Genomic DNA, 11,680 nt, shown 5'->3' on the forward strand with positions numbered 1-11,680 from the left:
TTGGTAACGGGTAATTGGTAATGGGTGAAAGGTTTTTTATTTCCTTTTTCCCCTTACCTTTCCCCCTTATCTTTTAAAGTGCTGATTCAGTTTGGGGAGTTAACACAGGTTCAGTTTCCACCCGTTCCTCACTCACCCCATAATCGTATGGACCAGTAGTCAAAACAGGAAGAGTTTCAAAATTCTCAATACTAGGAGGAGAAGAAGTCATCCATTCCAAAGTCAGCGCTTGCCAAGGATTATTGCCCGCTTTTTCCCCATAGAACCAACACCAAACCGCATTGATGATAAATGGTAACGTCGAAACCGCCAATATATAAGATCCGTAGGTACAGATTTGATTCAAAGTCGTGAACTTAGGATCATATTCCGCAATGCGGCGGTTCATACCCATTAATCCCAGTTTGTGCATGGGTAAGAAAGTCATATTTAAACCAATCATGGTGAGGGCAAAATGCACCTGACCCCAAAATTCGTTTAGTTTCCGTCCCGTCATTTTTGGGAACCAGTGGTAAATAGCCGCAAAAATTCCTAAGACACTCCCACCAAACAAAACATAGTGGAGATGTGCCACCACAAAGTAAGTATCGTGAACGTGAATATCAAAAGGAACTGCTGCCAACATTACCCCGCTAATGCCACCAATCACAAAAGTTGCTAAAAAGCCGATAGCAAACAACATGGGACTGTTGAGGCGGATTTTACCACCCCAAATAGTAGCTAACCAACCGAAAATTTTAATCCCGGTGGGGACAGCGATGATCATGGTAGTGATCATGAAAAACATCCGCAACCAACCGGGAACACCGCTGGTAAACATATGGTGCGCCCAGACGATTAACCCTAAAAAGCTGATAGCTAGAGATGAAAAAGCGATCGCTTTATAGCCAAAAATCGGTTTGCGGGCATGAATTGGCAGAATTTCCGAAATTGCCCCAAAGAAAGGCAAAATCATAATGTAAACCGCCGGATGAGAATAGAACCAGAACATATGCTGGTAAACAACAGGATCTCCCCCACCAGTCGGGTTAAAAAATGTTGTTCCTGCCAGCAAATCAAAACCCAGCAAAATCAAAGCCGCAGCTAATACTGGTGTAGATACCAACACCAAAGCCGAAGTTGCAATCATCGCCCAACAAAACAAGGGCATTTGAAAGATGCCCATACTAGGAACACGCATCTTCCAAAGGGTGACGAGAAAATTAATCGCCCCCAAAATCGAAGAAGTTCCCAATAGCAACACACTCATAATCCAAATCCCCTCACCCACCTGGCCTGTTACCAAACTCAGAGGTGGGTAAGAAGTCCAACCAGCATCCGGGGCATCACCTACAGCCAAACTAGCAACTAGTAATACACCTGCTGGGGGAACCATCCAAAAAGCTACCGCATTCAGGCGCGGAAATGCCATATCTCTTGCCCCAATCATCAATGGGATCAAATAGTTAGCAAATCCTGCTCCTGTTGGCACAATCCACAAGAAAATCATGATTGTGGCGTGGAGGGTGAACAAGCTGTTGTAGACCTCTGGCGTGACAAAATCTACCTCTGGAGTCCGTAATTCTGTCCTCACTAAATCAGCCATTACGCCGCCAATGCAGTAAAAAACAAAGGATGTTACCAGATATTGAATCCCAATCACCTTATGGTCTGTACTAAAACCGAAAAAGTCTCGCCAATGCCTTTCCCCATGTTCTTCAGCATGGTTAGGGACATTAGCAATTTCTTCTAACTGTGCTTGTATCATATTTTAAAAAGGAGTCAGGAGTCAGGAGTCAGGAGTCAGAAGGAAGAGAAGAAAGGAGTTTAGGAGTTCAGGAGTCAGAAAGAATTTTATCCCCCTGCCCCCTGCCCCCTGCTCCCTGCTCCCTGCCCCTTGCCCCCTGCCTCCTGCATGAATGTATAACTTAAAGGTTCAAAATCTCTTTTTGTAACTGCTGCAACTCAAGTAATTTGTAAACTACTTAATTTGATGCAGAATTTCTGAGTGAATGCCCATATCCTTGATGTAAGGAGAGAGAAATTCATCGGCAGTCATGGACATAGAATTCACAGCTATCGCTTGATTAGGGATATCTTTACCAGCAATTAGCTGTTCTTGCATCCAACTATCAAAAGCTTCCTGTGTCTCCACAACTACTTGGCTTTTCATCACTCCGTGATATGGACCACACAATTCAGCGCAAATTAGGTCATAATCGCCCGCTTTTCTGGGTGTAAATCGCAAATGGGTTTGTCTACCAGGAATAGCATCTTGTTTCACCCGAAATTCAGGAATCCAAAAAGCGTGGATGACATCGTTAGCTGTCATGTTGATTTCCACAGTTTTGCCAATGGGTAAATGCAGTTCACCCGTTGTTACGTCCGTGTCTGGATAGTTGAATAACCAAGCATATTGGATTCCAGTGACGTTAATGGTTAATTCTGGCGGGTTTTTAACTTCATCAGAATTTGTCTTTAACTGTGATACTTGTACAGTCGCAGCCATTGCCGTTCCCGGCATATTCATGGCATCTTCCATCATCGGGGCAGCATGAGCCGAATGGGGATCAAATCCGCCCATGTTGTTATACACATCAAAACTGTAGAGAGAAATACCGACAACGATAATTGCGGGGATCGCTGTCCACAGTATCTCTAGAGGTACATTACCTTCAATGGCTGGTCCATCTTCATTGTCTCCAGCCCGACGACGATATCTAATAACAGCGTAAATTAAAACACCTTCAACAATCAAAAATATGCCTGTAGAAACAGTCATCATGGTGTTGAATAGACCATCTACCAAAGGGGCTTCGTCGGAGGCCGCTACAGGTAACAGACCGTGATTTTGACCGTACCAGAGACTGGCAAGTGTGAGGACAATGCCAATGAGTAATGTCCAGATTGCATTTGGAATTTTCACGGCTGATTTGGTGATTAATTGACTATTTTATCTTAATACCTTCGATTCGTAGGTTGGGTTAAGCGACAGCACAACCCAACAAAGCAAAAAATGGTAAAGGCATTTTTATTTGTAAGTTACTTCATTTTTTAGAGTAACTCTACTTACTAAGGTAGTGCAGGGAATCAGATATAGTGTCCGCTGGTCTGAAATCTTTATTAATTTTTTCGATTAAGAACACAATTTTGAGTAAAAGGGAGATAAGTTGTCTTGCCCAGGTTAGATGACAATTAGGCAAAAATTTTCAGAAATTTCCATTAATTCCCATTGGTTAATTATTTCCATCTGCAAAACAGCACGAAATCTTACAGCGAAAACTAGCTAAAGTGATCCAAAGTATAGGGGAAGGCTGATTTCCATATTCTGACCTATACGTTAGGGTGAATATGAGTTGGCACTAAATCAAAATAGAAAATTCTCAATTTCCAGCACAAGCGGTCCGAAGGTATTGTTAATGAACGAATTTGTCCTAGAACAACAAAATAAAGCGGCAATAGTAGCACAACAGCCCCAGGAGATGATTCGTCGCTTGGTGTGGAAAATATGCGTAGCCACCTTGATTTTGATGGCTATAGGCAGTGCTACCCGCGTCATGAATGCTGGACTTGCTTGCCCTGACTGGCCTTTGTGCTATGGGGAATTAGTTCCAGCTAAACAAATGAATCTCCAAGTGTTTTTGGAGTGGTTTCATCGCCTTGATGCAGCTTTAATTGGCTTTAGTGCGATCGCCCTTTGTGGTTTATCCTGGTGGCATCGTCAATATTTACCCAAGTGGCTACCTTGGGCATCCACATTTGCCCTGTTTTTAATCGTCTTCCAGGGGATTTTGGGAGGACTGACTGTAACTGAATTATTGCGGTTTGATATCGTTACCGCCCATTTAGGAACAGCACTACTATTTTTCACCACTTTGTTAATTATCGGTACAAGTTTGATCCCCTATCAAGGCACGGGAACAGTAGGAAAGTTGCCCTGGGTGGGTTTAACTGCTGCTGTTTGTGTCTACTTGCAAAGTTTACTGGGTGCTTTAGTAGGTTCGCGTTGGGCTTTACACCAATGTTTGGCAGGAGAACTGCTTGCAGCAGCGCCTCGCTATCAACTTTGTGATGTCATGTACAGCCATATTTTTGGCTTAGTACCGCCAACTATAGCTACTTTAGCAGTTGTTTTCATTTCTTGGCGGACACCAGCACTGCACCCGACTTTGCGAAAACTGGCAAATATGGCTGGTGGTTTGTTGATTTTACAACTCCTCTTGGGTGTGGCTACCTTCCGCCTACATTTACAAGTTGAACCTCTCACTGTTTCTCACCAAGCTATCGGTGCGACTTTACTGGGGACTTTGGTAGTATTTACAGTCTTATCATTACGGGATGGTTTACTTCCTCAGTCACCAAACTTACAGCAGATTGCAGATCAATGAAGTACAGAATCTAAATTCAAAACCAGTTTTACTCGTGACTCGGTGACTCCTGCTGTAACTCATGGCGTAAATCCATAAAATCTCATTTCTCTGTCCTCACAGCCAGCGGTTTGCTGACCAGTTCTTGAAAAATAAGGAAAAAGACCCAACATGATTGAGACTAATGTCTCTCGTCGTCAACACGACACATTTCTCCAAGTCGTTCAAAGTTACTACCAGCTAACCAAACCCCGGATTATTCCCCTGCTGTTAATTACTACTGCTGGGAGTATGTGGATAGCCGCCAAAGGTGAGGTAGATCCCTGGTTGTTAATTATCACGATGATTGGTGGGACTTTAGCAGCAGCCAGCGCCCAAACTATTAACTGTATCTATGATCGAGATATAGATTATGATATGGAACGCACGCGCCACCGTCCTATGCCGTCTGGGAAGATACAACCCCGGGATGCTTTAATTTTTGCGATCGCCCTAGCTGTACTTTCTTTTACTCTTCTCACAGTTTTTGCCAATCTTCTAGCAGCATTTTTAGCCTTCTCTGGCATCATCTTTTATGTTTTAGTCTATACTCACTGGCTCAAACGTCATAGCACCCAAAATATCGTCATTGGTGGTGCAGCAGGGGCAATTCCCGCTCTAGTAGGTTGGGCAGCAGTAACAGATACTTTAAGCTGGGCGGCTTGGCTAATTTTTGCCATTGTCTTTTTGTGGACACCCCCCCATTTCTGGGCTTTGGCGCTCATGATTCGTGATGATTACGCCAAGGTAGGCATCCCCATGTTACCTGTAGTTGCAGGCAATGAAGCCACCGTAAGGCAAATTTGGTTTTATACGGTAATTACTGTCACAGCGACTATTTTACTGTTTTATCCCTTACACGCCAGTGGCATTGTCTATGCTGTTATTGCCTTGACTTTAGGGGGAGTATTTGTCCATAAATCTTGGCGGTTGTTGCAAAATCCCCAAGATAAAACCATCGCCCGCGAGTTATTTTTGTATTCCATTTCCTACATGATGCTGTTGTGTTTGGCAATGGTGGTAGATAGTTTACCCATTACTCATCATTTAGTGAGTACAGTGCTTCATCAAATGCGCTTGTAGTCATGCTCAGGATATAGATCCCCGACTTCTTCGAGAAGTCGGGGATCTATTAATTCATGACATAATTTTCACAAATAATTTTTGACATAACTACCGCTTTGACAATTTACAACAAAACTTAAAAAAATTAGCTCTACTGTCAACCATATTTATGAAGATAAGATAGATTTTTTGTCCTGATTTTATATCAAAATATATTTTATTAAAACTTCTATCTATACAAAAAACTTATCATTAAGTCAATTGATTTGACATTGCCACACACTTTATGATATCTAGGTTTGTTTGGGACTAATAACAAAAATCGCCACATCAATAGTCTATTGTTTGGATTTAGTCTCTGAAATGCTGGTAATATCACTCTCCTCAGTACACAAACCCCAGAAAAAGTAATTAATAGATACACATTAACCGATCAACCTGTGTCATCGTCATTGGATATCTACTATTGTTGATATAGATATCCAAAATTTTAGCTTGTGCTAAAATCAGCATACCGGCACGACGCAGGTGATGGGAAAAATGCCATGTTTGAACGCTTCACAGAAAAAGCCATTAAGGTAATCATGCTGGCCCAAGAAGAGGCCCGCCGTTTAGGTCACAACTTTGTCGGAACTGAGCAGATCCTCTTGGGTTTGATTGGTGAAGGCACAGGAGTAGCCGCCAAGGTGCTGAAATCAATGGGGGTTAATCTCAAAGATGCTCGCATTGAAGTTGAAAAAATCATAGGACGGGGTTCTGGCTTTGTCGCCGTAGAAATTCCGTTTACGCCACGAGCAAAACGGGTTTTAGAACTATCCTTGGAAGAAGCACGCCAATTGGGGCATAACTACATTGGTACCGAGCATCTGCTGTTGGGACTGATCCGCGAAGGGGAAGGTGTCGCAGCCAGGGTGCTAGAAAACCTCGGTGTAGATTTGACCAAGGTGAGAACCCAAGTGATTCGGATGTTGGGAGAAACGGCGGAAGTTACGCCGGGTGGCCCCTCTGGTCGCACTAAAACCCCAACTCTCGATGAGTTTGGATCGAATCTGACCCAAATGGCTATAGATAACAAGCTTGATCCTGTGGTGGGACGCGCCAAGGAAATTGAGCGGGTTATCCAAATTTTGGGTCGCCGGACGAAAAACAATCCCGTGTTGATTGGTGAACCTGGTGTTGGTAAAACCGCGATCGCAGAAGGTTTAGCTTCACGTATCGCTAGTAAGGATATCCCCGATATCTTGGAAGATAAGCGTGTGGTGACACTCGATATTGGTTTGCTCGTAGCAGGAACTAAATATCGCGGTGAATTTGAAGAACGTCTCAAAAAAATTATGGATGAAATCCGCTCTGCGGGTAATGTCATCCTGGTAATTGACGAAGTTCACACCTTAATTGGTGCAGGTGCAGCCGAAGGGGCGATTGATGCAGCGAATATCCTCAAGCCAGCTTTGGCGCGGGGTGAGTTGCAATGTATCGGTGCGACTACTTTGGATGAGTACCGCAAGCACATTGAACGGGATGCAGCGTTGGAAAGACGCTTCCAGCCTGTAATGGTGGGTGAACCTTCTGTTGATGAAACAATAGAAATTTTATATGGTTTGCGCGATCGCTATGAAGCACACCACAAGCTGAAGATATCCGATGAAGCCTTGGTGGCGGCGGCGAAATTGTCTGATCGTTATATTAGCGATCGCTTTTTGCCAGATAAAGCCATTGACTTGATGGATGAAGCGGGTTCACGGGTGCGCTTGATTAACTCCCAACTGCCCCCAGCAGCCAAGGAATTAGACAAGGAACTACGGCAAATCTTAAAAGAAAAAGATGATGCAGTCCGTTCCCAGGACTTTGATCGGGCGGGAGAATTGCGCGATCGGGAAATGGAAATCAAAGCCGAAATCCGCACCATTGCTCAAACCAAGAGTAACGGCGCTAGTGGTGACGGTGTTGAACCTGTAGTTACAGAAGAAGACATTGCTCACATTGTCGCTTCCTGGACAGGTGTACCGGTGAACAAACTTACCGAATCTGAGTCCGAGAAGTTGCTGCACATGGAGGACACCTTACATCAGCGCCTCATCGGTCAAGAAGACGCTGTGAAGGCTGTTTCCAGAGCCATCCGTCGCGCTCGCGTCGGGTTAAAAAATCCGAATCGGCCGATCGCTAGTTTTGTCTTCTCCGGTCCAACTGGGGTAGGTAAAACTGAATTGGCGAAATCCTTGGCTTCCTACTTCTTCGGTTCGGAAGAAGCCATGATTCGCTTAGATATGTCCGAATACATGGAGCGCCACACCGTCAGTAAATTGATCGGTTCACCTCCAGGTTATGTCGGTTACAACGAAGGTGGTCAGTTAACAGAAGCTGTCCGTCGTCGTCCTTACACTGTGGTGTTATTCGATGAAATCGAAAAAGCCCACCCCGATGTTTTCAATATGCTCCTGCAAATTTTGGAAGATGGGCGTTTAACTGACGCGAAAGGTCGTACGGTGGACTTTAAGAACACCTTGCTGATTTTGACTTCCAACATCGGTTCTAAAGTCATTGAAAAAGGTGGTAGCGGTATAGGTTTCGATTTTGCTGAAGATGCTAACGAATCTCAATACAACCGGATTCGTTCTTTGGTGAATGAGGAACTGAAGAATTACTTCCGTCCTGAGTTCCTGAACCGGTTAGATGAAATTATCGTCTTCCGTCAATTGAACAAGCTCGAAGTTACCCAGATTGCCGAAATCATGCTCAAGGAAGTGTTTGGTAGGTTGACGGAAAAAGGCATTGTCTTAGAAGTCACAGACCGCTTCAAGGATCGCTTGATCACTGAGGGTTACAGTCCTAGCTACGGTGCAAGGCCATTACGTCGGGCAATTATGCGCTTGTTGGAAGATAGTTTGGCGGAAGAAATTCTGTCTGGACGCATCAAAGACGGCGATACTGCTCTTGTTGACGTTGATGAAAATGGCATTGTCCAAGTTAGTTCTCAACAAACACGGGAGTTATCAACCCCTGGTGTTGAGTCTTAGTTAGGTTTTTGTAATTGTTAATTGAACGGTGGAGGATTTCGGTTCTCTACCGTTTTTTTGGTTTTTTTCTCACGCAGAGGCGCTAAGGAGCAAAGAGGAGAAGGTTTTAAAATGAGCTATTTTTGTGTATCGGTATCAGGTAGCATTATTATTGCTGACCACTATAATAGGTAAATGAGGTACAGTGGAAAGAAAACCCACGAACGAACAAACTCAAGCGCTATACAGAATTTGTTACCGACTAACTAATGTTATTGAACCTGGATGGATATGCAAAAGTATAGAACTTGTCAGATTAGATGAACGTACAGGTAATTTATATGTACTTGCTGGAGAAGATTTAGAGTTTGAGATTAAACCAAGCGGAGACTATAAACCATCGGAGGATGAACGATGACATTAGTTAATTATCAAGCAATGACTCTAAAAGAATTACGTCATTATATTCTCACTCATAGAGAAGATATTGCAGCTTTTCATGCTTATGTAGATCGTTCCAAATCTGAAGGACGGATGATTACTATTAACCCCAATGATGAAAATTGGGAAAAACAAATTCAACAGGCCATAATCAAAGATGGAACTGAATCAATTGCATAATTTTTGCAGAGGTTTAGTAATGGTAAAAGATCAATTGAACGTGAAGAATAACTGGGAATTTACAGAAATGAGGTAGGGAAAATAATGACTAATACAAAATCTGTTCGTCGTCGTCAACAAGGTAGAATTTTTCCAGAATTTACAATACCACCGGAAGAATTAGCTAGAAGGGAAGCAGAAAGAAATGCGCGTGGAGAAAAAGCGCGTGTTGTTTTTAATCGAGTTCGTCCTGAATTAATAAATGATCATTACAATTGGTTTATGGTAATTGAACCCAATAGTGCTGATTATTTTATTGATGTTGATGACAGTATTGCTGAAAAAAAAGCGCGGGAAAAATATCCTACAGGTTGGTTAGTGACTTTCAGAATTAATGAAACAGGTGCTTGTGACAGAATATGATATACTGGTAATGATTAATGGTAATCTGTAAAATGATAGAATCAACTACTCTGAAACTTGATAATTAATAATATAAGGAATAATTACTATGATTGCAAATAGTCATTTAATTTCAGGTGAAACTTATGTATAAAACTTTCTCAAAATGAATATTTTCGTAAAATGTGGAATTTTCCTTTAGAAAGTGAAGGAGAAAAAAAATTACTGGAAAATGAATCTTATCAAAAAATGGAAGATGTAGAATTGGTGTTACGCTTCTTTGCTTATCGTCATATAGATAAATTAAAATCTCCAGTTGATAAGTTTTTAGATGAATATTTAAAACAAGCCAAATATTTTACATAATCAAGAAATAATGCGATCGCTCCTAGTTAACGGTGAAGGTGGTGTGATCGCTCTTTGTTGGTTAATAGTGGAAGAAGTGCGATCGCTCTTAAGTAAACTATACTGGAGATGTGCAATTGTGCGGAACTCAGTACCACAAGCGATAGCGAAGCGCTCCGCAGGAATCACTGAGATCAGGTCAGTGAAAAAACAAGTTTAAGAGTTAAAAAGCAGTAGAGTATTAACTGAACCAATAGGTTATAGAATTAGTCCAGATGGTAGTAGTATTCCACTTTACTATGGGGAGATAAAAATCAATGCAGACAACCAATACCACGTCATACCCCGCACCAGACCAAGTGAAGAATAACTGGGAATTTACAGAAGTATGGATAGACCCGATGTTATCACCTCCATACATTCTATACCGAAATAAACTGAGTAATGATATAGTCTGAGATTTGTATAATAAATTTTCGCGTTTTCAGATCAAGATTTATAATATAGACGTACTACACTGCTTCTCAAGGATAATTATGCCTATCCAGTTTCGGTTTCACCCAGAAAAAGCTGTAGAAGCAGCAGCTATTCTTATGAAGCTGCATGGTAAGCCTATCAAGTATTTAGGCTTGCTAAAAATGCTCTATATAGCTGATCGTATTGCATTAGAAAGAATAGAACAACCCATAACAGGGGATAACTATGTATCAATGAAATATGGTCCTGTTCTTAGTGGTGTTTATGATCTAATTAAAGGTAAGCCTGTTGATGATGCTCTACCTCTGTGGTCTGAGTACATTTCTCCTGGTGACAAGAACTTTGTTTACTTAGTCAAAGATCCAGGAAATGATGAACTATGCGAAGAAGAAGAGGATATTCTTCAAGAGGTATATCAAACCTTTGGACATCTTGATCCATTTCATGTTGCTGAATGGACTCATGATTTACCAGAGTGGAAAGATCCTCATGGTTCTGCTATTCCCATTTTAGTAGAAGATATTCTGAAAAATATTGGTAAAAGTCAGGAAGAAATTGAGGAAATTAGACAAATAGCACTGAGGGAAGCATATTTAGATGAGGTGCTAAGTGTCTAGTATTTCTATAAACATAGGAGATGTATTTTTAATTGATACACCTCCTAATGGACAGCATTTTTACGTCGCAATTGCAAAAACTTCTGATAATAAATATTTATTTGTTAATTTAACAGACAAGAAAAATAACTCTGAAGGAGTTTGTGTTTTAGCACCAGATCCGAGTGTACCAAGTTTTATTAAAAAGGAATCAGTTATAGCTTACTATTTTGCTCGTGAAATGGATGCAAATGATCTTGCTATTTGTATAACTTCTGGTAGTCCTATTCCCAAGGATTGTTTATCTGCTGATATTGTATCACAAATTCAACAGGGAGGATTGATTTCTAAGAAGTTGAAGAATAAATATAAAACTGCATTGAAGAATTTCTTAGGAATTGGTTAAATTAAACTTAGTCATGGGAAAGGTTTACTTGAAAATCACGAATAATTGGTAATTTGCAGAAGTATAGATAGATCGGATGTTATCGCCTCCATATATTCTGGTATTACTTTGTGATAGTGAGGGAAATTGTCAAGTTTATGATCCAAAACAGGGTGATACGGTTGTATTTTCTAGTAATAGTTATGAAACTGCTCAGTTATGGTTATTGGAAGATGAGTATGAACCCGTTCAAGGTAGACTTTTGGCTGAAGAATTGGTATTAGTTAGTATACTTTTTGTTTCGCGCAATCTCTCTTAAATATCTCTAATGGTAGACGGTCAGGAGAAAAAGCGCAAAGAGAAGAGGCGCAAAGAGAAGAGGTAAACAACTTTATATAAATCTCTAGTTATACGTATTTATTATTGGAT

At 41.4% G+C, this 11,680-nt stretch carries 14 protein-coding genes; 11 read left to right on the forward strand and 3 right to left on the reverse strand.

The features are described from left to right. Positions 1-73 precede the first annotated feature (73 nt). Positions 74-1,747 carry a cytochrome c oxidase subunit I gene (gene ctaD, locus NG743_RS04000; protein WP_027404750.1) on the reverse strand — a complete coding sequence of 558 codons (1,674 nt, stop codon included), beginning with the start codon at positions 1,745-1,747 and terminating at the stop codon, positions 74-76. Between the two features lie 213 nt (positions 1,748-1,960). Continuing rightward, complete coding sequence (locus tag NG743_RS04005) at positions 1,961-2,905, reverse strand: cytochrome c oxidase subunit II (RefSeq protein ID WP_257121560.1); 945 nt, start codon at positions 2,903-2,905, stop codon at positions 1,961-1,963. A 493-nt stretch (positions 2,906-3,398) separates the two neighbouring features. On the opposite strand from NG743_RS04005, the gene NG743_RS04010 reads away from it, so the two are divergent. From NG743_RS04010 to NG743_RS04040, 7 genes are all read left to right on the forward strand, one after another. Continuing rightward, positions 3,399-4,367 carry a COX15/CtaA family protein gene (locus NG743_RS04010; protein ID WP_257121561.1) on the forward strand — a complete coding sequence of 323 codons (969 nt, stop codon included), beginning with the start codon at positions 3,399-3,401 and terminating at the stop codon, positions 4,365-4,367. Between the two features lie 150 nt (positions 4,368-4,517). Further along, positions 4,518-5,468: a heme o synthase gene (locus tag NG743_RS04015; RefSeq protein ID WP_257121562.1), complete on the forward strand. Its 951-nt coding sequence runs from the start codon at positions 4,518-4,520 to the stop codon at positions 5,466-5,468. Positions 5,469-5,995: 527 nt separating this feature from the next. Beyond that, on the forward strand, positions 5,996-8,467 hold the full coding sequence (locus NG743_RS04020; RefSeq protein WP_257122117.1) for an ATP-dependent Clp protease ATP-binding subunit: 2,472 nt from the start codon (positions 5,996-5,998) through the stop codon (positions 8,465-8,467). A 184-nt stretch (positions 8,468-8,651) separates the two neighbouring features. After that, positions 8,652-8,864, forward strand: a complete 213-nt coding sequence (locus NG743_RS26795; protein WP_027404745.1) for a DUF6888 family protein — start codon at positions 8,652-8,654, stop codon at positions 8,862-8,864. Next, positions 8,861-9,067: a DUF6887 family protein gene (locus tag NG743_RS04030; protein ID WP_027404744.1), complete on the forward strand. Its 207-nt coding sequence runs from the start codon at positions 8,861-8,863 to the stop codon at positions 9,065-9,067. The genes NG743_RS26795 and NG743_RS04030 overlap by 4 nt, the downstream gene beginning before the upstream one ends. An 84-nt stretch (positions 9,068-9,151) precedes the next feature. Then, positions 9,152-9,469 (forward strand): hypothetical protein, encoded by a 318-nt coding sequence (locus tag NG743_RS04035; protein WP_096670769.1) that lies wholly within the window; start codon positions 9,152-9,154, stop codon positions 9,467-9,469. Between the two features lie 162 nt (positions 9,470-9,631). Then, positions 9,632-9,814 carry a hypothetical protein gene (locus NG743_RS04040; protein ID WP_027404742.1) on the forward strand — a complete coding sequence of 61 codons (183 nt, stop codon included), beginning with the start codon at positions 9,632-9,634 and terminating at the stop codon, positions 9,812-9,814. Here NG743_RS04040 and NG743_RS04045 read toward each other — a convergent pair whose 3' ends face one another. After that, complete coding sequence (locus tag NG743_RS04045; protein WP_160170661.1) at positions 9,815-9,982, reverse strand: hypothetical protein; 168 nt, start codon at positions 9,980-9,982, stop codon at positions 9,815-9,817. Between the two features lie 64 nt (positions 9,983-10,046). Here NG743_RS04045 and NG743_RS26800 point away from each other — a divergent pair, with 64 nt between their 5' ends. The 4 genes from NG743_RS26800 to NG743_RS04060 all read left to right on the forward strand — a co-directional run bounded on the left by NG743_RS26800 (position 10,047) and on the right by NG743_RS04060 (position 11,570). Continuing rightward, positions 10,047-10,163, forward strand: coding sequence for a DUF6972 family protein (locus tag NG743_RS26800; protein WP_420885123.1), 117 nt, complete (start codon positions 10,047-10,049; stop codon positions 10,161-10,163). 166 nt (positions 10,164-10,329) lie between these two features. Then, complete coding sequence (locus tag NG743_RS04050) at positions 10,330-10,887, forward strand: Panacea domain-containing protein (protein ID WP_027404741.1); 558 nt, start codon at positions 10,330-10,332, stop codon at positions 10,885-10,887. Beyond that, positions 10,880-11,272, forward strand: a complete 393-nt coding sequence (locus tag NG743_RS04055; protein ID WP_257121563.1) for a hypothetical protein — start codon at positions 10,880-10,882, stop codon at positions 11,270-11,272. The genes NG743_RS04050 and NG743_RS04055 overlap by 8 nt, the downstream gene beginning before the upstream one ends. A 76-nt stretch (positions 11,273-11,348) precedes the next feature. Beyond that, positions 11,349-11,570, forward strand: coding sequence for a hypothetical protein (locus NG743_RS04060; protein WP_257121564.1), 222 nt, complete (start codon positions 11,349-11,351; stop codon positions 11,568-11,570). Positions 11,571-11,680 lie beyond the last annotated feature (110 nt).

This window comes from Dolichospermum heterosporum TAC447, from assembly GCF_024584745.1.
Classification (GTDB): domain Bacteria; phylum Cyanobacteriota; class Cyanobacteriia; order Cyanobacteriales; family Nostocaceae; genus Dolichospermum; species Dolichospermum heterosporum.